This is a genomic window from Pedobacter sp. CAN_A7 (assembly GCF_015752175.1).
In the GTDB taxonomy this organism is placed as follows: Bacteria; Bacteroidota; Bacteroidia; order Sphingobacteriales; family Sphingobacteriaceae; genus Pedobacter.
On record NZ_JADOUW010000002.1, the window covers coordinates 988,889 to 1,011,163 of the forward strand.

19 protein-coding genes and 1 tRNA gene are annotated in these 22,275 nt (G+C 41.9%); 10 read left to right on the plus strand and 10 right to left on the minus strand.

Annotated elements, in window-relative coordinates:
• The first annotated feature begins 2 nt into the window (after positions 1-2).
• Together IWX76_RS10420 and IWX76_RS10425 are read left to right on the plus strand one after the other, a co-directional pair.
• Positions 3-2,294: a GH92 family glycosyl hydrolase gene (locus IWX76_RS10420; RefSeq protein WP_196859822.1), complete on the plus strand. Its 2,292-nt coding sequence runs from the start codon at positions 3-5 to the stop codon at positions 2,292-2,294.
• Positions 2,295-2,355: 61 nt separating this feature from the next.
• Complete coding sequence (locus IWX76_RS10425; RefSeq protein WP_196859823.1) at positions 2,356-4,239, plus strand: TonB-dependent receptor plug domain-containing protein; 1,884 nt, start codon at positions 2,356-2,358, stop codon at positions 4,237-4,239.
• Between the two features lie 4 nt (positions 4,240-4,243).
• Here IWX76_RS10425 and IWX76_RS10430 read toward each other — a convergent pair whose 3' ends face one another.
• The 3 genes from IWX76_RS10430 to IWX76_RS10440 form a co-directional block, all read right to left on the minus strand.
• Positions 4,244-6,328, minus strand: coding sequence for a TonB-dependent receptor (locus IWX76_RS10430; RefSeq protein WP_196859824.1), 2,085 nt, complete (start codon positions 6,326-6,328; stop codon positions 4,244-4,246).
• Positions 6,329-6,332: 4 nt separating this feature from the next.
• Positions 6,333-7,643, minus strand: a complete 1,311-nt coding sequence (locus IWX76_RS10435; protein WP_196859825.1) for a PQQ-dependent sugar dehydrogenase — start codon at positions 7,641-7,643, stop codon at positions 6,333-6,335.
• Between the two features lie 450 nt (positions 7,644-8,093).
• Positions 8,094-9,329 (minus strand): isocitrate dehydrogenase (NADP(+)), encoded by a 1,236-nt coding sequence (locus IWX76_RS10440; RefSeq protein WP_196859826.1) that lies wholly within the window; start codon positions 9,327-9,329, stop codon positions 8,094-8,096.
• 102 nt (positions 9,330-9,431) lie between these two features.
• Between IWX76_RS10440 and IWX76_RS10445 the strand changes: the two genes are divergently transcribed.
• Positions 9,432-9,857 (plus strand): hypothetical protein, encoded by a 426-nt coding sequence (locus IWX76_RS10445; RefSeq protein WP_196859827.1) that lies wholly within the window; start codon positions 9,432-9,434, stop codon positions 9,855-9,857.
• A gap of 16 nt (positions 9,858-9,873) precedes the next feature.
• On the opposite strand, the gene IWX76_RS10450 is transcribed toward IWX76_RS10445, so the two are convergent.
• Positions 9,874-11,805 carry a DNA polymerase III subunit gamma/tau gene (locus IWX76_RS10450; protein WP_196859828.1) on the minus strand — a complete coding sequence of 644 codons (1,932 nt, stop codon included), beginning with the start codon at positions 11,803-11,805 and terminating at the stop codon, positions 9,874-9,876.
• Positions 11,806-12,107: 302 nt separating this feature from the next.
• Here IWX76_RS10450 and rpsF point away from each other — a divergent pair, with 302 nt between their 5' ends.
• The 3 genes from rpsF to rplI are packed head-to-tail and all read left to right on the plus strand — an operon-like array spanning position 12,108 to position 13,182.
• A complete protein-coding gene (rpsF, locus tag IWX76_RS10455) occupies positions 12,108-12,467 on the plus strand; it encodes a 30S ribosomal protein S6 (RefSeq protein WP_196859829.1) in 360 nt (119 codons plus the stop codon).
• The gene (rpsR, locus tag IWX76_RS10460; protein ID WP_196859830.1) at positions 12,467-12,730 is read left to right on the plus strand and encodes a 30S ribosomal protein S18; all 264 of its coding nucleotides are present in this window, start codon (positions 12,467-12,469) and stop codon (positions 12,728-12,730) included. Before rpsF ends, rpsR begins: the two co-directional genes overlap by 1 nt.
• Positions 12,731-12,738: 8 nt before the next feature.
• A complete protein-coding gene (rplI, locus tag IWX76_RS10465) occupies positions 12,739-13,182 on the plus strand; it encodes a 50S ribosomal protein L9 (RefSeq protein WP_196859831.1) in 444 nt (147 codons plus the stop codon).
• A gap of 57 nt (positions 13,183-13,239) precedes the next feature.
• Here rplI and IWX76_RS10470 read toward each other — a convergent pair whose 3' ends face one another.
• A complete protein-coding gene (locus IWX76_RS10470; protein ID WP_196859832.1) occupies positions 13,240-13,530 on the minus strand; it encodes a hypothetical protein in 291 nt (96 codons plus the stop codon).
• An 85-nt stretch (positions 13,531-13,615) separates the two neighbouring features.
• On the opposite strand from IWX76_RS10470, the gene mtgA reads away from it, so the two are divergent.
• Both mtgA and IWX76_RS10480 read left to right on the plus strand, forming a co-directional pair.
• Positions 13,616-14,338 carry a monofunctional biosynthetic peptidoglycan transglycosylase gene (gene mtgA, locus IWX76_RS10475; RefSeq protein ID WP_196859833.1) on the plus strand — a complete coding sequence of 241 codons (723 nt, stop codon included), beginning with the start codon at positions 13,616-13,618 and terminating at the stop codon, positions 14,336-14,338.
• A gap of 57 nt (positions 14,339-14,395) precedes the next feature.
• A complete protein-coding gene (locus tag IWX76_RS10480) occupies positions 14,396-15,433 on the plus strand; it encodes an isoaspartyl peptidase/L-asparaginase family protein (protein ID WP_196859834.1) in 1,038 nt (345 codons plus the stop codon).
• Here the strand turns inward: IWX76_RS10480 and IWX76_RS10485 are convergent, their stop codons facing one another.
• Positions 15,434-15,913: an ABC transporter ATPase gene (locus tag IWX76_RS10485; RefSeq protein ID WP_196859835.1), complete on the minus strand. Its 480-nt coding sequence runs from the start codon at positions 15,911-15,913 to the stop codon at positions 15,434-15,436.
• A 390-nt stretch (positions 15,914-16,303) separates the two neighbouring features.
• On the opposite strand from IWX76_RS10485, the gene IWX76_RS10490 reads away from it, so the two are divergent.
• Positions 16,304-17,980, plus strand: coding sequence for an NADP-dependent glyceraldehyde-3-phosphate dehydrogenase (locus IWX76_RS10490; RefSeq protein WP_196859836.1), 1,677 nt, complete (start codon positions 16,304-16,306; stop codon positions 17,978-17,980).
• 29 nt (positions 17,981-18,009) lie between these two features.
• Here IWX76_RS10490 and IWX76_RS10495 read toward each other — a convergent pair whose 3' ends face one another.
• From IWX76_RS10495 to IWX76_RS10505, 3 genes are read right to left on the minus strand one after another with little or no spacing between them, the layout of a single operon-like run.
• Positions 18,010-18,834: an MBL fold metallo-hydrolase gene (locus tag IWX76_RS10495; protein ID WP_196859837.1), complete on the minus strand. Its 825-nt coding sequence runs from the start codon at positions 18,832-18,834 to the stop codon at positions 18,010-18,012.
• Complete coding sequence (locus IWX76_RS10500) at positions 18,824-19,624, minus strand: (Fe-S)-binding protein (protein WP_196859838.1); 801 nt, start codon at positions 19,622-19,624, stop codon at positions 18,824-18,826. The genes IWX76_RS10495 and IWX76_RS10500 overlap by 11 nt, the downstream gene beginning before the upstream one ends.
• Before the next feature lie 21 nt (positions 19,625-19,645).
• Complete coding sequence (locus IWX76_RS10505; RefSeq protein WP_196859839.1) at positions 19,646-20,941, minus strand: 4Fe-4S dicluster domain-containing protein; 1,296 nt, start codon at positions 20,939-20,941, stop codon at positions 19,646-19,648.
• Between the two features lie 205 nt (positions 20,942-21,146).
• On the opposite strand from IWX76_RS10505, the gene IWX76_RS10510 reads away from it, so the two are divergent.
• Positions 21,147-21,219, plus strand: a tRNA-Phe gene (locus IWX76_RS10510).
• A gap of 123 nt (positions 21,220-21,342) precedes the next feature.
• Here the strand turns inward: IWX76_RS10510 and IWX76_RS10515 are convergent.
• Entirely contained in the window at positions 21,343-22,071 is a 729-nt protein-coding gene (locus IWX76_RS10515) for a GntR family transcriptional regulator (protein ID WP_196859840.1), read from the minus strand.
• Positions 22,072-22,275: the final 204 nt, after the last annotated feature.

A 22,275-nucleotide genomic window follows, 5' to 3' on the forward strand; every position in this document is an offset into this window, starting at 1 on the left:
ACATGAAAAAATTTTTTATCGGACTGCTCGGCTTTTTTACCGTTTATGCAGCTCAGGCTCAAAAGCAACCCTACCAATATGTTAAACCAATCATTGGTACGGCAAAAATGGGGCATACTTTTCCTGGTGCCACTGTTCCTTTTGGTGCCGTACAATTAAGTCCCGACACAGATACCTTAGCCTACGAGGTAAACGGGAAATATAATAAAGACATGTACAAATATTGTGCAGGTTACCAGTATAAAGATAAAACGATTGTCGGCTTTAGCCATACCCATTTTAGTGGAACCGGCCATTCTGATCTTGGTGATTTCCTGATCATGCCCACTACCGGTAAACTGCAGCTGAACCCTGGTACCGCTGATAAACCTGAAAACGGTTACCGTTCGGCTTTCTCTCATGATAATGAGGTGGTGGAAGCCAATTACTACAAGGTGAAACTTGACGACCATAACATTACGGCCGAATTAACCACCAGCCCAAGGGTAGGATTCCACCAGTATACCTTTCCTAAATCAGATGAGGCCCACATTGTGCTCGACCTGATGAGTGGCATCTACAATTATAAAGACAAAAACGTATGGACCTTCGTCCGCGTGGTCAACGATTCCCTGATTACCGGTTATCGCCAGACTTCAGGCTGGGCACGTACCCGTACTGTTTATTTTGCCATGACTTTCTCGAAGCCATTTAAAAGTTACGGACAGAAAAACTACGATGATAAACAGGTATACGGCGGTTTCTGGCGCAAGTTTGATCAAACTAAAAACTTCCCGGAGATGGCTGGAAAGAACATTAGAACCTATTTCGATTTCAGCACGGAAGAAGGAGAGAAGGTAAAAATTAAGTTTGCGCTTTCTTCGGTAAGTCAGAAGAACGCCCTGGAAAACCTGCGTACTGAAATACCGGGATGGGACTTTGAAAAAGTGAAAAAAGATGGACAGCAGGCCTGGAACAAGGAGCTGAGTAAAATTGCTATAAACACCTTGAATGAAGATGACAAGGTGAACTTTTACACCGCCATGTACCATACTTTTATTAATCCCACCACCTATAATGATGTGAATGGAGAGTATAAAGGTTTAGATCAGGATACCCATAAAGCAGAAGGTTTTACCAATTATACCACCTTCTCGTTATGGGATACCTACCGCGCTTTGCATCCACTGTTTAACATCATCCAGCCTAAACGTAACGGTGATATGGTAGCCTCCATGATGGCGCATTACGACCAGAGTACATTAAAAATGTTACCCATATGGTCACACTATGCCAATGAAAACTGGTGTATGAGTGGTTACCACAGCGTTTCTGTGGTGGCTGATGCCATTTTGAAAGGCACGTATACCGGTGATGCCGAAGCAGCGCTACAAGCTTGTATCAACACGGCCAACCACCGCAGTTATGAAGGAATTGGCGAATACATTGATAAGGGATATATTTCTGCTGCCTCCAACGGTACTTCTGTGTCCAATACTTTAGAGTATGCCTATGATGACTGGTGTATTGCACAGTTGGCTAAAAAACTGAATAAAACAGCTACCTATAACGAATTTATGAAACGCTCGGCAAACTGGAAAAATGTATACGATGCCCAGTCAAACTTTATGCGCCCGAGGTTAGCCGATGGCAGTTTCAAAAAGGATTTTGATGTATTAAGTACCCACGGTCAGGGTTTTATTGAGGGTAATGCCTGGAACTATAGCCTTTATGTGCCCCATAGCCCTGAAGAAATGATTGCTTTAAGGGGTGGAAAAGACCGTTTTGCTACCCATTTAGATTCTTTGTTTACCATGCACCTGCCTGATGAGTTTTTTGCTGATACCGAAGACATTACCCGCGAAGGCATTATAGGCAATTATGTACACGGTAACGAACCGGCGCACCACGCTGCTTATTTGTATAATTACACCAACACGCCATGGAAAACTCAGGAACGTGTGCGCATGATTTTAAAAAAAATGTACCTGCCGACTGCGGATGGCCTGGGCGGAAATGATGATTGCGGACAAATGAGTGCCTGGTATATTTTCAGTTCCCTCGGTTTTTACCCCATGGCACCAGGGTCTTTGAACTACGAATTGGGTAGCCCGGCAATCGTGAATGCGACCTTAAACCTGGAAAATGGAAAAACCTTTAAGGTGACCACCAAAAACCAAAGCAACAAAAACGTCTATGTGGATAAAGTGTTGATAAACGGCAAAGTGATTGATCGTAAATACATTACACACGATGAAATTACTGCCGGTGGCGAAATACAGTTTATAATGGCTGCAAAACCTCGTAAAAAATAAAGCCTGATGGATATCCGGTAAAGATTCTATATTTGCCAGCTAAATTTTAAACAGCTAGTAGATGAAGAAATTTGCCTTCACTGGAGTAGCGTTGTTGAGCCTCACGGCCAGCCTTCAGGCTCAACAACCTTCCCAAAGGGATAGCACCAATAGACTTGATGAAGTCATGGTGAAAGAAAACAGGCTTCAACTGCCTTTTTCGCAACAAAACCGCAACATCTGGATCCTTGACCAGGAGAAGATAAAAACTTTACCCGTTCGCTCCGTTGCCGAGCTCTTAAGTTTTGTAACCGGCGTAGATGTTCGCCAACGTGGACCGGGTGGCGCACAGGCCGATATCAGCCTGGATGGCGGTACATTCGACCAGTCGCTCGTGTTAATTAACGGCGTCAAGGTGTCAGACCCTCAAACCGGGCACAACATGATGAACCTGCCCATTACCCTGAATGATATTGACCATATTGAAGTGATCAGAGGTTCTGCATCTCGTGTATATGGCATTAACGCATTAACAGGTGCCATCAACATAGTTACCCGTACAGTAGAGAAAACCTCCCTTTCTGCCAATGTCTTTGCCGGTAGTAGTTTTAATAAAGACGAAGTATCTGGTGATACCTATGCCAATTATGGCATACAGGTAAATGGAAGTCACAAAGGCGAGAAAGCAAGTCACAGTTTATCTGTAGCACAGGAAGCCGGAAACGGTTACCGTTACAATACTGCTTTTAATAACCAAAAGGTGTTTTACCAGGGAAAACTGGAATTAGGCATAGCCGACGATCTGGATGTGATGGCAGGTTATACCCATAATAACTTTGGCGCAAATGGTTTTTATTCCTCGCCAGGCGATAAAGAGTCGGAAGAAACAGTAAAAACATTACTGGCTTCGGTTGCCTACACCCGCAAGATCAATGCCGCCTGGACCATTATCCCAAGAATCAGCTACCGGAATAATGTAGACGATTACCTTTACATTAAACAAAATCCCGATCAGTTTCATAACAACCACCATACCGAGGTTTGGGATGCGGAACTTAACAATAACATTCAAACAAAAATAGGAACTTTTGGTGTAGGACTAGAAACCCGCCGGGAATCTATCAATAGCACTAACCTGGGCAAACGTGACCGTACGAATACGGGTCTGTTTGGCGAATTTAAGTTTGAGCCCATTGATCGTTTGCTCATCAATATGGGTGCTTATGTCAATTACAACTCTGATTATGGCTGGCAGGCTTTCCCAGGCATAGATGCTGGGTATAACTTTTATGGTAACTGGAGGGTATTTGCCAATGTAGGTACCGGACAACGCCTGCCTACTTATACTGATCTTTATTATAAAGGGCCCACCAATATTGGTAACGATTTGCTGCAGCCAGAAAAATCAGTTTATGCAGAAGGGGGTTTGAAATATAATAGCGAGCGACTGGTGATGAATGCCAGTTATTTTGTACGCCGCATCGATAATTTCATTGATTGGGTAAAAGCGCAGCAAACAGATCCCTGGAAGCCTGAAAACTTCAGTGAGGTAAACACCAAAGGTTTAACTTTAAGTGCCGATTACAGTGTTATAAAGGCCAATGCAGCAGCCACGCTATCGCAGTTGCGTGTAGGTGCTGGCTACACCCACCTTGATCCAAGTTTTAAAACCACCCTGGCGACAGCTGCTTTTTCACGCTACGCGCTGGAAAGTTTGAGAAACCAATTAAGTGGAACCGTACACGCTGATATCTATAATACCTTTGGCCTTACGCTGACCGCACGTTACAACGAAAGGATTAATTATAAATCATATACCGTGTTGGATGCACGTTTGGCCTACAGACAAGCTAAATACACCATTTATGCCGATGGCGCCAACCTGTTAAATGTACAATACATAGAAGCCGGTGCAGTACCTATGCCCGGCTCCTGGTTTACTTTAGGGGTTAAAGTAGGCTTGTAATACTTTACCTGATTTGCAGCTGCAGACCGGCGTAAAAATTACGCCCGGCTGCAGCATTATAATATCGGTTTCCTGCTGCATTAAGGTCGTTACCCAGACTATAGGTCTGATCCAACAGATTGTCGGCTCCTACAAAAAGTGTTACCGGGCTGTTACCTACCTTCAAATTTTTATAGCTCAGTTTTGCCTGCAACAAATGATATTTATCCGCATAAACCGTGTTGGCATCATTTAAAGGGATGGTCGATGTATAATTGTGTTGCACAAATAGCGACCAGCCTTTTTGAACATGCAGGTCTGCACTGCTTACTACGGTGTTTTTAGGTACGCCGGTCAATTCATTGCCACTGTAGTCGTTTGCACCATCCAGGTAGCCCCTAAAGTTAAATTTACTCCAGGTATAGGCATTTCTTAATTGCAAACCACTTACAAATTGTGTGGCATTTTGTGGAATAAGCCAGGCAGAAACTGCCGTTTCCACACCCCATTGTTTTGTTCCTCCAGCATTAATGAAAAACTCTGAATCGTTTTCATTTAAACGCCTTACAATCGCACTGTTCAGCTTATAGTAAAAACCAGTTACATCCACAAAGATCCTGCGGTTGGCCGTTGTATATTTGAAACCTGTTTCCGTGTTCCAACCATATTCCGGTTGCAGATCGGCATTAATCACCTGATCCGATGCGCGGATTTCAGCAATGGTTGGTGGCGAATATCCTTTACTTATGGAGGCATGTAGCGAAAACTGGTTGCTGGCCAGGTAGGATAGCGCCAGTCGAGGCATAAATTGAACGTCAAACGTATTGGTTTGCCGGCCTATGGCTACCGGTGCCAGACTTTCATAACGGTATTTATACAAGTTGGCACTTGCCGAAAGCTCCAGCAGCCATTTATCCAGAAAATCGATGTTTAAATGTGCAAAGGCGAAGTTGGAAGCTGCTTTGAGTTTATCTTCAGATTGCACCGCACCACGCTGCCCCTGGTTATTATCGAAATTACTGATGTCAGATTGCGTTTGTGAGCTTTCCAAACCAATGTTAAAAGTCCAGTTAAGAGCTTCACGTAATTGCTGGTATTCCAGGTAGGTACGTAACCCTGTCGTAAACTCCTTGCGGTGTTCATAATTGGTGATAAACGGATTTTTAAAATCCGTGTAGGAGGTGTATAACGCGGCTACATGTTTTAAGGAGGGACTTATTTTCCACTCATTAGACACACCACCATAAACAGTTTTGCTGAAAATAGCAATCTGTTGTTCTATCGCACTTTTGGTGAAAGCCGTGGCTTGTCGTGATAAACGCGGATTCAGCGCAAACTGTGCTGCGGTTAATCCACCGGGAGTATTGTAGTGCAGGTCTGAATAAAACAACAAAGCTTTTAAATTAGCTGAAGCACTATAATCATACTTTTGAAAAAGCTGTATGTACTTTCTGTCCATTGCACTGTGATCGCGGTATCCATCACTACGCTGGTACGACTGGCTCAACAGGAACTGGTATTTATCCCACTTTTTGCCCAGTTGTATATTCTCCTGGAACAATCCGTACGAACCACCCAGTGCATTGAATTTCAGCGTGGTACTGTCGGCGTTTTCCTGCAGAGGCTGGATCAATACCACACCACCAGAGTTAGCGCCGTAAATACTACTTTGCGGACCTTTGAGCACCTGCACCTGTCCAACACTGCCAATGTCCAGTGCATTGAGGTAACTGTTACCACCAGCATCGGTAAGTGGAAATTCCTCCAGGTATACTTTGATGTTGCGGATGCCAAAAGGCGAGCGCAGCAAACTTCCACGGATGGACAAGCGGTAACTGCCTGGCGAACGCTCCTCCATGCGCACACCGGCGATGGTATTGATGGCAGGAACAAAACTTGTACCCGCCTGACTTTGTAAAATGGTAGAATCTATTAAACCGTAAGCCGTAGTACTGCGTAATAATGGCTGTACCGAAAAATAGGGGCGGATAACCACCTCTTTTAACCTATTGGTGGTATCTGTGGCCTTCCTTTGGCGACGATCGGTATTTTCTTGTGCTGTACTGCTTAAAAACAGTAACGTAAAAATAGGGAGAAAGAATTTTTTCATTATTTTAATTAGCTGCTACCCTCCATACAGTATTGCTTACATCATCGGCGACCAATAACGCACCGTCTTTAGCTACGGCAACACCTACCGGGCGACCGTAAACTTCGGCTTTATCAAGATCGGCAATAAAGCCAGTCAGGAAATCTTTCATCGGTCCGGCTTGTTTACCTCCTTTAAATGGGATGAAGGCTACTTTATAACCCGATAGTGCCGAGCGGTTCCATGAACCATGCTGCCCGATAAATACGCCATCCTGATAGGTAGCCGGAAATTTATTTCCAGTGTAAAAAGCCAGGCCTAAAGATGCGGTATGTGAACCTACAGCAATATCAGGTTTAATGGTTTTTTTAACCAGATCAGGACGTTGTCCTTTCATACGCGGATCTTCATGTGCACCAAAATAGGCGTAAGGCCACCCATAAAACGCACCTTTTTGAACACTGGTAATGTAATCAGGAACCAGGTCATCGCCCAGTCCGTCACGTTCATTTACGGCAGTCCACAATACGGAGCTGCCGGGTGCCCATGCCATGCCCACCGGATTTCTCAGTCCGCTGGCATAAATGTTCATTCCAGTGCCATCCGGATTAATCTCCAGGATATTAGCACGGTTCTTTTCATGTTCCATGCCATTTTCACCGACGTTACTGCCGGAGCCTACAGTGATGTAAATTTTACTGTTATCGGCGTTTGCAATCAAATTTCGGGTCCAGTGGTTGTTGTAACCACCGGCAGGCAAGTCCATAATTTTAGTGCCTTTTTCGCTGATGGCTATATCGCCAGGTTTGTAAGGGTATTTCCACAAACCATCGGTATTAGCTACATAAAAAGAATTTCCAATGACCAGTACACCATAAGGTTGGTTTAAGCCGGTTAAAAATTCAGATTGTAGGTCAGGCTTTCCATCATTATTGGTGTCTCTGAAAAGAATAACCGTATTGGCGCTTTTGCCACCTTGCTCTGACTTTGCTTTGCCGGTTACTACAGCTTCTATCTTTTCTTTGCCAGATCGTTCTGTATTAGATAAAACAACGAACACATCGCCATTGGGCGCTATATAGATGTTTCTTGGGCTTTTAGTATCGGATGCAAACTTGGTCACCGTAAATCCTGCTGGCGCAACAGGTGTTTTACCTTCGGGCCAGCCGATCACTTTGCTGAATTTGTTTTTTGCCCCATCTGGATTAGGTTCAGGTAGTGATAGTTCCTGGTTATACGCAGTGCTAAGGGTATCTGTCTGACTGGTTTGTTTATTGCTTTCCTGGCAGGCCAGTGAAAAAGGCAATACGGCCATGATCAAGGATAGTTTTCTCATATTTTTTCTAAGGTAAGGCATTATTTGAATTTGCTTTACACTTTTTAACAGGGAAAGGGGGAGTTGGTTTGTAACAATTTATAAGGATATTTTTTATTGAAAATTACCACACTCTTTTTAAAATCTACTTAAAGATAGGTAGGTGAAAATTGTTTTCTTCTCCATAAGTAATAACGGTGTATTTAAGAAATTAAATTGTTGATGTTTAGGCGAAATGGAAGGGAATTCCTGCACAATCCATTCTATTTGACCGCAGATAAGCTATCCCTGAAAGCAAGATGAATACGACATGAATCCGAGATGAATCCGTGTTTTTCTAGGAAAACACGGATTCATTATACATTGAAGTTATATACAACCTATATTCACCCAGAATCCATGTCGAATTTCTTTAAACTAAAAAGGCTACGTACTCTAGTACGCAGCCTTTTTAAATATTCAGCTAAAAACTTAAGCTAATTTAGCTTGTAAGTTTTCATCAATTGCAGCTAAGAACTCCTCAGTATATAAGTAATCTTTACCGTGTTCTACTTTATTTCCATGAATACAAACCGCTAAATCTTTAGTCATTTTACCACTTTCTACAGTTTCAATACAAACTGCTTCTAAAGCGTGACAGAAGTCAATTAATGGTTGGTTATTATCTAACTTACCACGGAATTCTAAACCTCTTGTCCAGGCAAAGATGGAAGCGATAGGGTTAGTTGAAGTTGGTTTTCCAGCCTGGTGATCACGGTAGTGACGGGTAACCGTACCATGCGCTGCTTCAGCTTCCATTGTTTTACCATCTGGGGTAATCAATACTGAAGTCATTAAACCTAATGAACCAAAACCTTGTGCAACAGTATCCGATTGAACGTCACCATCGTAGTTTTTACAAGCCCAAACAAAGTTACCGTTCCATTTTAAAGCAGAAGCAACCATGTCATCAATTAAACGGTGCTCATAAGTAATTCCAGCTTCCGCAAATTGAGTTTTGTAGTCATTTTGGTAGATCTCTTCGAAGATATCTTTAAAACGGCCATCATATTTTTTAAGGATGGTATTTTTAGTTGATAAGTATAAAGGCCATTTTTTGCTCAAAGCCTGGTTGAAACAAGCATGTGCAAAACCAATGATACTCTCGTCTGTGTTATACATCGCTAAAGCAACACCGTCACCTTTAAAGTTATACACGTCAAAAGATTGAACTTCGCCACCATCTTCAGGAGTGAAAGTTAAGGTTAACTTACCTTTTCCTTTAGTTACTAAATCTGTAGCACGGTATTGATCACCAAAAGCGTGACGGCCAATACAGATAGGGGCAGTCCAGTTTGGTACTAAACGTGGTACATTGCTCATCACAATAGGCTCACGGAAAACAGTACCATCTAAAATATTACGGATGGTTCCGTTTGGCGATCTCCACATTTGTTTCAAATTAAATTCCGTCACACGTTGCTCATCAGGAGTAATGGTTGCGCATTTGATACCAACACCATATTTTTTAATGGCTTCAGCAGCGTCTATCGTTACCTGGTCATTGGTTTCATCACGGTATTCAACACCTAAATCGTAATATTTGATATCAAGATCTAAATAAGGAAGAATCAGTTTGTCTTTGATGAACTTCCAGATGATACGAGTCATTTCGTCACCATCTAACTCTACAACGGGCTGGGTTACTTTAATTTTCTGTACAGACATATTATCGATGTAATTTTAATTAACTAAATACGAGATACAAAGATAGAAATTCTGAAACAATTAAAGATTTTATGGCGTTTATAAACAATAAAGAATATAGATATGAACTCTCCCAACCACAACAACGCAGAACAAAAAGGGGCTAACGACAAATTACACGGCGATAATTTGGGCGAAACGCAAAACTTAAGAGACCTGGCTTTTGATAAGGATAAAAACAGTTTTGAAATTGATGTAAAAAGCGAAGACAAGGACTATGACCATCCGCTTCCGTATGATACGACAGCTGCCAATGGCGGCGACGACAATTCGGATTATGATGAAGCCAATCCTTTTATTGGTGATGAATATGCCCGCAAAGATGAGGTAGTGGAGAATGACCTGGATAGTATGGGCATGCATATCGATGACGGCGATATTGTAGAGTTGAATCCCGAAGACGAATACTTAGCTAAAACGCCCGAAGACGACCGTACTGATTTGGATGAGGAGGGCTACCCGATTAACAATGCCCCACCCATGCCTTAAATACTACTATACAAAATTATGAATTGACGTCGAGGTTAAACTGCTTACGCATTTCTTCCAGCTGCGGGTTTTTCTGCACCATGTACTGGTATTTTTCAATGCTGGTATAAAGTCTGTTTTTTAACTCACGTTCTACTTTTTTAGTCACAATACGGAGGTTAAAGTTCTTTAACTCCGGTCGCAAATAATTCAGGAAGTAAACCAGCTCATCTTGCAGGATGCTTTCCTGAATTTTGTTTTCTATAATGACTGTAATCACGTCGTTTTCTAAAATCGGCTCATTGCTGGTCAGTAAAGTATATATGTTGATTTTTCCTTGTTCTTTTACTTTATTAGCATAACGTTCCCAATACACTTTCAGCTGTGCAAACGTAAAAACTTCCTTGTCACTACCATCAATATATTTAGGCTCTTTGTCGTCAATACCGTCAGCGATATTCTGCAGGGCATTTAACGAAGGTATTAAAGTGCCTATGGTGTTGTTGCTCTGCTGTTGTGGTTTCAGCGTAATGCTGTCGGCCACGCGTTTTTTCTCCTGTGTTGGGGCTGGAATGGCCGGGATCACAGGTGATGTTACCTTCGGTTGTTCGGACTGTTGTGTAGCTGATGGAATTGCTGTTACTGCTGGGCTTTGCTGTGCCGTTGTTGCCTCGTGTTGCGGTGTTGTAACCGCGTTTTGTGGCGCTGCTGCTGTTAGAGGTGCAGGTGCTGCGAATGAAGCAGGCGCTACAGGTGTTGCCTGTGCAGGTTTCGTTGCTGCTGCAGGCGATTGCGGGTTTAGATCAGACTTTTTTTTTTGCTGATCCTGTTCTCCTGCGCCGTTTTGCGCCGATGGTAGTTGGGCCAACTGTAATACCGATGGAATATGGCACATCTTTAATAAAGCCAATTCTACCTGTAAACGTTGGTTTTTACTGTTCTTATAAATGAGGTCGCATTGGTTAGCCAGGTTCAAAGCCGTTAAAATAAAAGAGGCTGATGTTTGCTGACTTTGACTCAGGTATTTCTGCTTGATGTTCTCACTTACTTCCAGCAGTTTCACCGTTTGTGGATCTTTACCCACCAACAGGTTGCGCAGGTGACTAGCTAGTCCATTAATAAAGTTGTTGCCATCAAAACCATTATTCAGAATCTCATCAAAGAGGATAAGCGTCTGGCTAACATTGGCGGTGGTTAAATATTCGGTCAATTTAAAATAGTAATCGTAATCCAGGATATTTAGGTTATCAATTACTGATTTATAAGTCAGGTTTTTATTGGTATAACTAACAATCTGGTCAAACATGGACAGCGCGTCGCGTAAACCGCCATCTGCTTTTTGAGCAATGATGTGCAGACCGTCGGCTTCTACGGCCACATTTTCACGAATGGCTATGGTGTTCAGGTGCGAAGCGATATCTTCTACCTGTATCCGGTTGAAGTCAAAGATCTGGCAACGCGATAAGATGGTTGGCAGAATTTTGTGCTTTTCTGTCGTCGCTAATATAAATATAGCGTAGGAAGGTGGTTCTTCTAAAGTTTTCAAAAAGGCGTTGAAAGCACTGGCCGACAACATATGCACCTCATCGATAATATAAATTTTGTATTTTCCGGCTTGTGGCGGGATACGCACCTGCTCAATTAAACTCCTGATGTCATCGACCGAGTTGTTGGAAGCGGCATCTAATTCGTGGAAGTTAAAGGAGTGGCCTGTTTGAAAGGAAACGCAGGAATCGCAGGTGCCACAGGCTTCCTGGTTAGGCGTAAGGTTGGTACAGTTTATGGTTTTAGCAAGGATACGGGCACAGGTAGTTTTACCAACACCACGCGGACCGCAAAACAGGAAAGCCTGTGCAAGCTGGTTGTTTTTGATAGCATTTTTTAAGGTTCCGGTAATGTGATTTTGGCCGACAACGGTTTCAAACGTAGAAGGACGGTATTTTCTGGCCGATACTATAAAATTCTCCATGCGACAACGAAATTAGAAAATTTTTGTGGAGCGCCATGCTTATCTATTGAAAATAATATAATTGTTTAACTACAGGTCCTGCGATTAAGCATAAATGGGAATGAGTAGCCAGTTATATCTTTAATTCGGGAATGACCAATTATGCTTATTATAATATGGAGGTTTAGAGAATGAGCCTGGGCGTCAATTTCCTGTTCGGTAAATAATTATGTGTAATTGTCTCTTTTTCAAATAGAAAATTATTACTACATTTGCAACCCCGTAGTCTACGGGAATATTATAAATTAATAAAATAAATAACAATGAATCAGTACGAAACTGTTATCGTTCTTACCCCGTTGTTATCAGAAGAGGTTGCTAAAGAGGCATTAGCCAAATTCAGCAAAATCATCACTGATAGCGGAGCCGAAATTGTTCAAGAGGACAATTGGGGTTTGAGAAAATTAGCGTATCCGATTGAAAAAAAAGCAAGCGGATTTTTCCACCTTACAGAGTACAAATCTTCAGGTGAATTAATTAACAAGTTGGAGTTAGAGCTTAAGCGCGACGAGCGTGTTCTACGTTTCTTGACCATTAGATTAGACCGTCATGCGGTTGCCTATAATGAGAAAAAACGCAGTGGAGCTTTTAACAAAAAACCTAAACAGGAGGCTGCAGTATAATGGCTAAGGATCAAATACAATATGTTACCGCTCCAAAAGTGGACGATAACAGAAAAAAATATTGCCGTTTCAGAAAAAACGGGATTAAATACATTGATTACAAAGACGCAAACTTTTTATTGAAATTCATCAATGACCAAGGTAAAATTTTACCTCGCCGTTTAACCGGTACTTCATTGAAATTTCAACGTAAAGTGGCACAAGCTGTTAAACGCTCACGCCACATTGGTTTGTTACCTTTCGTTGCTGACCAATTAAAATAAGAGCTGAAATGGAAATTATATTAAAACAAGATATCAAATCCCTAGGGGAAAAAGATGATATCGTGAATGTAAAGCCAGGTTACGGTCGTAATTACCTTATTCCACAAGGATTTGGTGCTTTGGCTACGCCTTCAGCTAAAAAAGTTTTAGCAGAAAACTTAAAACAAGCTGCTTTCAAACAAGATAAAATTAAAAAAGACGCTGAAGGTATTGCTGTACGTTTAGCTGATGTGAAGTTATCTATTGGTGCTAAAGCTGGTGAAACAGGTAAGATTTTTGGTGCAGTAAACACTATTATGATTGCTGATGCGTTAAAACTACAAGGTTTTGATGTTGACCGTCGCCGCATCACTTTCGAAACTGAACCTAAATTTGTTGGTGAATATATCGCTAACTTAAACTTACACAAAGAAGTGAAAGTTAAAGTTCCTTTCGAAGTAGTAGCAGAATAATCAAACTTATTCGATATAAAAAAAGCGTCCTGATTTTCAGGACGCTTTTTTTTGTGCCTATTTTTTCCGCAGGCTGCGGTATTGGTCAATTTGTTTCCTGATGTCCTGAACATCGCCTTTAGAAAAACCATGTACCTCTACCTTGGTGCCGTTTAGGTACAGGGTGATTGTGGAGAAGCCAATCATTGGGCTGTCGATTTCGATGGCAGTGATGTCTTCATAATTCAGGTATTTAGATTCGCCGCTAAATACACCTGGTTTCTTAATCTCTACGCTGCTTTCATTTAAGTGTATCTCTATAGGAAATGCTTTGTTGCCCTCAGAGAGCCTCGATGCTGTATATTTCATGTGTGTTATTTTTTATAGGCTTGACTATAACGAATGTAACAAATTTTTTGAATGCTGAAATCAAGGATTTGTTACCTTTGATTTAATGGCAAAAGTACGACGCGCTCCACAAAAAAAACAACAACCTTTTTTGAAAAAAATAACCAGTCTGCTAGCAAGAGTTTTAATCTGGTTTTTAATGGTCAGTGTCATCTGGGTGCTGCTCTATCGCTTTATCAATCCACCGATTACGCTGTTGATGATCGGGAGGAATATCGAAAGGAAAGCCGATGGCAAACCTTTTAAACTAGAGAAAGAATGGGTGCCTTTTGAAGAAATTTCTGATAACATGAAAAGGGCTGCGGTATCGGCCGAAGACCAGCTGTTTTTAACCCATATGGGTTTCGACCTGAAGGCCATAGAGAAAGCTTATGCTGATAACAACAATGGGAAAAAAGTGAAAGGTGGTAGCACAATTTCGCAGCAAACAGCCAAGAATGTGTTTCTGTGGCCGGGCCGATCTTGGTTGCGTAAAGGTTTTGAAGCCTATTTTACATTATTGATTGAGGTGTTATGGAGCAAAGAGCGCATTTTAGAAGTATATTTAAATGTCATTGAAATGGGTGATGGGATATATGGCGCAGAAGCGGCTTCGCAGGCTTATTACGGCAAATCCTGCCGGAAGATGACCCGTGGTCAGGCGGCTTTGATGGCAGCGTGTTTTCCTAATCCAAGGCGCTGGACACCAGCCCAGCCTACCAAATACATTAAGAAACGCCAATACCTGATCATGAGAAACATGAGACGTTTGGGTCCCCTTGATTTCTAGGGGCTAGTATTACCTTCATGCAGAAAAAGAACCTAAACCTGAATAAATCTAAAACCAATGAATATCACCATCCAGCCCCTGATTAAATTTACTTTCCTGGCGCTACTGCTGTTGGCCATGTCGCCAGTTGTGGCACAAAAAAAATACGTGATGGTGATTCATGGCGGTGCCGGTACCATTTTAAAGGCAAACATGACACCTGCAAAGGAATTGGCCTACCGCGAAGCTTTAACCCAGGCTTTAAAAACTGGTTACGAAGCTTTGAAAGCAGGTAAATCCAGTATGGATGCGGTGGAAGCCACTATCCATGTGATGGAAGATTCTCCTTTGTTTAATGCTGGAAAGGGCGCTGTATTTACTCATGACGGGAAAAATGAAATGGATGCTGCTGTGATGGATGGCAAAACACAGATGGCGGGTGCAGTTGCGGGCGTAACAACCATCAGAAATCCGATATCAGCCGCCAGGGCGGTGATGGAGAAATCAGAACATGTGATGATGGTAGGGAAAGGGGCGGAGCTCTTTGCCAAAGAAGCAGGGTTGAAAATGGTTCCACCAAGTTACTTTTACACCAAAGACCGCTGGGATGGTTTACAAAGAGCGATTAAGGAAGATTCAGCGAAAGCGGTATTGGATCATGGCAGCAAAAAAAGCATGTTAATGGGTGTTCAAAACAAAGACAATAAATTTGGTACTGTAGGAGCGGTGGCTTTAGACCAGGCCGGAAACCTGGCTGCAGGAACATCTACAGGGGGCATGACCAATAAAAAATATGGCAGGGTAGGTGATGCGCCAATCATTGGTGCAGGGACTTATGCTAATAACGAAACTGCAGGCATATCAGCCACGGGTTGGGGTGAGTTTTACATCCGCAATGTAGTGGCCTATGATATTTCGGCCATGATGGAATATAAAAAGATGAGTTTGCAGGATGCTACTGCCGCTGCCATCGAAAAAGTAGGTAAAATGGGTGGCGATGGTGGGTTGATTGCCTTAGATCGTGCAGGAAACGTAGCGATGCCATTTAACACCGCTGGAATGTACAGGGGAACGGTAACCGAAAACGGAGAAATTGAGGTTTTGATCTATAAATAGTTACAATAAATGCGCGAAGACACTGCTGTGCCAGCTTTTTTCAAAAGGAACTTCCCATTTCGTTTCAAACTCTTCTAAGTTTTGTACGAGGTTGTTGAAAACTATGGTCTGCGGACCAATCTTTTTAATGGAAATAAGGGTTTCAAAATCTTCCTTGCTCAAGGCTACAATTTTATTATCGGCTACATAAGCCATGTTGAAGCGGTTAAACAAGTCGACATTAAACTCCAGTTCAATCTCTTTAACCAAACGTACAGAGGCATCGATAGAACAACCAGTTACATTGGCAGCTGCTTCATCAACGGTAAAGACAATAAAGAAATTGTATACTACCTCTGCTTTAGCATCTAACTGATGGCCATGCGCTTTCCATTGGGCGGTAAAGTCCTGTAACTTCATTTCAATAGCCTGAACCTCGGCAGCAGTAAATTCACGGTCGCTTTGGTATACCCAAACTTTAGATTTCGGAGAAAAACTCATATTACAAATTTAACATTTTTGAAGGAAGAATATGCAGTTGTGTTTACTAATTTGACATTCAGACTTTCAATACTACTTATCGTCCGCTATGGAGGCCTGCAATGGATGCCTTGGGTGGTATTTCTCCAAGAACAGGATATCTAACCGGTGCCGAATACGTAATTGACGGTGGAACAATTCCGACCATTTAAAAATTTAAATAATAAATTATGAATTTACCTATAGTAATAACGAATTTAGTTAAAGCACAAGACCGTTTTGATGCTTTGACGGGGTACTCATTCAGTCGCTAAAAATTACCTTGTAAAATTAAACTGGCTTAGTGTTGTACAGTTCTGCTGTATAACACTTTCAAACAGAAGTACATTTTGAATCTAATGAAAGAAATATATGCTTAGAAAAGATGACACCATAAGTAGCGGAGATTTCTCTGCTGCTCAAATAGCATTAAGGGAACTATTTCCATCTCCTGATGAAATTCCTGATGTAATGAAGTTGCATGATCAGATACACCAGGATAGAATTCTTATCAACGGTGAATTACGTACATGGAAAGGTTCATTTCATGAAGTTTTCTCTCCTATTTTGTTAACCGATAAAGAAAGTGGATTGATTGGGAAAAAACAGATTGGAAGTTATCCTATAGCCACGACAAAGGAGACCGTTGAAGCGCTAAATGCCGCTGTAAACGCTTATCAAGGAGGACGCGGTGAATGGCCTTCCATGCATATTCATGATAGGATTCATCACTTACAATATTTTATGGCGGAGATGATGAAGCAGAAGTCAGCCATTGTGAAACTAATTGTTTGGGAAATTGGAAAAACGGTGACAGATGCGGAGAAGGAATTTGACAGGACTATTGAATATATAAACGAAACGATCCGTGCTGCAAAAGAACTTTATAACAGTACAAATGCATTCAAAGTTGCGCAAAACTTCATAGGTCAGACCAAGAGAGTGCCGCATGGTGTTGTTTTATGTATGGGTCCATTTAACTATCCCTTAAATGAAACTTTCACCACTTTGATTCCTGCGCTTATTATGGGGAATACCATCTTATTTAAACCACCTAAACATGGGACTTTGCTGTTTGAGCCATTATTGGAAGCTTTTGCTAACTGTTTCCCCAAAGGAGTGGTCAACACGATATATGGCAGGGGCCGAGATACCGTTCCAACACTTATGGAAAGTGGGAAAATTGATGTCCTGGCTTTGATAGGTTCAAGCAGGGTTGCCGATGCTTTGAAAAAGATGCATCCGAAATCAAATCGTTTGAAATCTGTATTGGGACTGGACGCAAAAAACGCCGCAATTATATTGGCTGATGCCGACCTGAGCCATACGGTTAAAGAAGTTATTGCCGGATCTTTATCATTTAACGGCCAAAGGTGTACTGCGTTAAAGATTCTTTTTGTTGACCATACCCTAGTTGATGAATTCAATAAACTTTTAATAGAAGAGATCAAACACCTAAAGGTAGGATTGCCCTGGCAAAAAGGTGTGACGATTACGCCATTGGCAGAACCTGAAAAACCTACTTATCTACGTGAATGTATAGATGATGCTACGAGTAAGGGGGCTGAAATTCTTAATGAGGAAGACGGTGGAGGCGTAATTTTTGAATCGTTTGTGCATCCTACAGTACTTTATCCGGTAAATAGTGAGATGAAAATTTATCATGAAGAACAATTTGGTCCGGTAATTCCAGTTGTTTCATTTACGTCTTTGGCAGAGCCTATAGAATATATTATGAATTCACCATTTGGTCAGCAGGTTAGTATCTTTAGTCAGGATGCAAACGCTGTATCTGTGTTAATCGATACACTTGCCAATCAGGTGGGGAGAATTAACTTAAACAGCCAGTGTCAACGCAGCCCCGATACGTTTCCTTTTAATGGACGCAAAGATTCTGCCGATGGCACTTTATCGGTAGATGAAGCCTTGTTTGCTTTTTCTGTTGATTCGGTCATCGTGACTAAACAGACCGCAGAAAATGAGCATCTAATTAGATCCATATTGGAAAAAGGAGGTTCAAAGCGGTTGACTAATCAAGTGCTATTTTAAAATAGCCAGTTTAATAGTTTACCGTTAAATTAGGAAACGAAGATTTCCAATTGTGTTGATCGTGGTAAGGGCAGTTGGCCGTTGATGTGGAAAACAGGCGTTTCTACAAATCGGGTGGCGACAATGATTTTTGTGCCGGAGGCGTGGGTGTCAAATAACTGTTGCACCAATTCGGGCGAGTTGTTGTCTTTAGAAAGGTGTGCAAGGACCAGGTGTGACAAGTGTTTCGGTTTATGCTCCAGGAATAAGGCTAATGCCTGTTTGTTGGAGAGGTGCCCTTCACCTCCGCTGATGCGTCTTTTTAAAAAGAAAGGATAGCTGCCCTGGTTAAGCATATCCTCATCATAATTCGCTTCCAGGAAAGCCGCATCACATTGTTTGAAATGGTGAATCAGCTGCTCACATACCACACCCAGGTCGGTAAACACACCTACTTTGGTGTTGCCGCAGCTGACAATAAAACTATGCGGTTCGGCGGCGTCGTGTACTTTGGGGAAAGCAATAATGTTTAAGCTGCCCACCGTATAGGTTTCAAAGCTTTCCAGCGTGCGGATTAATCCGGGTTTCAGTTTGCTGAACTTGCAGTTCAATAGCGTACCGGGTGTAATGTAGACAGGGATATTGTATTTTTTTGCCATCACACAAACGCCCCTGATGTGATCGGAATGTTCGTGGGAAATGAACAGGGCTTTAACCTTGAGCATAGATAGGCCCAGGCGCTGCATCCTGATCTCGGTTTCCTTACAAGAAATTCCGGCATCAATTAAAACTGCTTCTGTGTCGTTACCCACATAGTAGCAGTTTCCGTTGCTCCCGGAATTTAAAGAAGTAATCGATAGCGTATTACAATCCATTTGCACGGGCAGTGATTTCAGCAATATCCAGGACCTTCACGTTATCGTTCTGGTCTTTCATTTTTACCCCATCGCTTAACATGGTCATGCAGAAAGGGCAAGCTGCAGCTACAATCTGTGGATTGGTGCTTAAGGCCTCTTCAATTCTTTCGATGTTAATGTCCTTGTCGCCTTTTTCAGGTTCTTTAAACATTTGTGCACCACCAGCGCCACAGCAAAGACCGTTAGACTTACAACGTTTCATTTCGACCAGTTGGGCGTCTAACACTTCTAAAGCACGGCGAGGGGCTTCGTAAACGTCGTTTCCGCGACCTAAATAACAAGGGTCATGGAAAGTGATTTTTTTTCCTTTAAAACTTTCTCCGCCTTCAGCTTTCAGTTTACCTTCATCAATCAGCTGCTGGATAAGCTGGCTGTGGTGAATCACCTCGTAATTACCGCCTAAACCTGGGTACTCGTTTTTGATGGTGTTAAAACAATGTGGGCATCCGGTAACAATCTTTTTAACCTCGTAGCCGTTAAGCACCTCGATATTGGTCATGGCCTGCATCTGGAACAGGAACTCATTCCCGGCACGTTTGGCAGGATCGCCGGTACAGCTTTCTTCGGTGCCTAAAACGGCATATTTCATGCCTACATGGTGCAGGATTTTGCAAATATCACGGGTGGTTTTTTGTGCACGCTCATCGTAACTGCCAGCGCAGCCAACCCAGAAAAGAATTTCCGGAACTTCGCCTTTGGCTACCATTTGTGCCATAGTAGGCACTTCAAAATTTAATTGATCGCTCATGTTCAGCTTGAGTTTTAATCGTTAGTTTTCTTTGGCCCAGTTAAAACGGTCGGCAGGGGAATATTTCCATGGCGCACCGTTATTTTCCACATTACTCATCATCACGTTCAGGCTGGCTGGAACTTTAGATTCTTCCATGACCGTAAAACGCCTTAATTCGGTGATGATGGCTAATGGGTCAATGTTAACCGGACAAGCCTCTACACAAGCATTACAGCTGGTACAGGCCCATATTTCTTCGCGGGTAATGTAATCGTCCAGCAAAGATTTTCCATCGTCAAAGCCGTTGCCGGTTTTATCAATGTTTTTGCCTACTTCGGTAATCCTGTCGCGCGTATCCATCATGATTTTGCGGGGCGACAACAGTTTTCCAGTGATGTTGGCCGGACATACCGAGGTACAGCGGCCACATTCTGTGCAGGTATAAGCGTTCATGAGGTTAACCCATGATAAATCGTTGACATCTTTAGCGCCAAAACGGCCAGGTTCACTTGCTTCTGGTGTGAAGGAAGGATCTAGCATGGCTTTTACTTCGTTGGTTACACTCTGCATATTGGTAAATTCCCCTTTAGGCTCCAGGTTGGAGAAATAAGTGTTGGGGAAAGCCAGCATAATGTGGAAGTGTTTGGAATAAGGCAAGTAGTTCAAAAAGGCGAATATACCCACGATGTGAAACCACCAGCAGGTTCTTTCTACCATGACCAACCCAGAAGCAGTATCGGGCAATAGGTTTTGAAGAAACTGACTTACCGGGAAAGCACCAGCGGTAATGTAGTGACCGTGACCTAAAGCTTGTAGTTTGGCATCAGCGGCATTCATCAGCAGGAAGGCCGTCATCAATAAAATTTCTGTAATCAGGATATAGTTGGCATCAGATTTAGGCCATGACGTCATTTCAACCCCACTGAATCTTTTAAGTTTTAAAACATTCCTGCGGATTAAGAAAATGACGCAGGCTAACCATACCAGTAGCGCCAGGATTTCAAAAGATCCGATTAATCCGTTGTATAAAGCACCTAAGCCACCGAAAATACGGTGTGTACCAAAGATTCCGTCAATCATAATCTCAAGTACTTCGAGGTTGATGATAACAAAACCTAGGTAAACAAATAAGTGAAGGATGGCTGGGATAGGGCGGAAGAACATTTTTGTTTGTCCGAATGCCACTTTAAGCATGGTCATCACTCTTTTTTGAGGCTGATCAAACCGGTCTGCGGCTTTGCCAATTTGGATATTGCGTATCACTTTCCGGGCATTGTAGGCGAAAAAGCCTATGGCGGAAAGGGTTAGCAGGATAAATAAGATCTGTGCTATCATAAATGATTTATTATGGTCATGCTAAGTTAAAACTAATTCCTGTAAACAAATTACTATGCATGCATAAAGCTGGGTTTTTGTAGAAAAAATGGGTCAGTGATAATTATTTTCAACTTTTTTTAAATAAAGTTTGGAAGTTTAAAAAAAGAAGCTACATTTGCACTCCCAACAACGAAGAACGTTGCGGGAAAAACAACTACTAGTTGGTGCGATAGCTCAGTCGGTAGAGCAAAGGACTGAAAATCCTTGTGTCGCTGGTTCGATCCCAGCTCGCACCACTTCTACAAAAAAAGCCTTAGAGAAATCTAAGGCTTTTTTTGTTTACAGGTTTTTTTGTCACCCTCAGGATTGAGGGTGAAATTATAAATGTTTTAAACCATAAGAGCTGGGCGGCTTGTAGATTATCTTGTGCTTTCAACAGTATAAATAAAACTATCTGCTTTATAGTAGCCAACATTATATTCTATTGGCCGCTCTTCCTGGTCGTAAACAAATCGCTTGCGAAAAAGTATCGGGCTCCCAATGGGTACCTGGAGTTTTTTTGCAATATTTTCGTCGGCACCAATGGCTCTAATTTCCTCTTTAGATAAAGTCGCTACTACATCATGATCCTGTTCCAGCAATTCGTATAGCGGGCGCTTAAAATCATCGTCAGGGGTAAGGCCAACCCGGGGATGAAAATAAGAAGCAAAGAAAACAAAGGGTTCTTCAGGTCTTCCCCTTACTCTTTCCATTTTTAGAACAGGCTCATTGATCTTAATGTCAAAAAAACGGGCAAGGTTGCTATCAGGAAGTTCCCACGATACGTGAAGCTCAAAGTTTTTAATAGGAATACCTCGCAGCTTCATTTCTTGTGAAAAACTAAGCCAATTATTTGACTTAGAGCTTACAGCGCCAGGGGCAACCTTTGTGCCAGCCCTTTTTTTACGAATTAATAACCCCTCAAATACCAATTTATTAATAGCTATTCTTAAAGTAGTCCGTGAGATCTCCAGCATGTTTGCCAGGTCAATTTCATTTGGAATGTTTATGCCATTTTGGTATTGCTCTTCCGTGATTAGCTGCCTTAACAGTTTCTCTGCCTGCATATGCAATGGAACAGGGCTTTTATGGTCTATACTATAGCGCATGATTAAATATATGTACAAAAGTATAAATATTTATCAATTTGTTATATGTATGTACATAATAATCCAAATAAATAGCTGTCTTAGTGTATAATAAACACTATAAGAGTTAAAAAATATATAAGAAATACGTTTAGAATAATTGATATATTTTATATGTTTGTACATAACTAAAAAATAATCAGTATTAATGTATACAATACATCA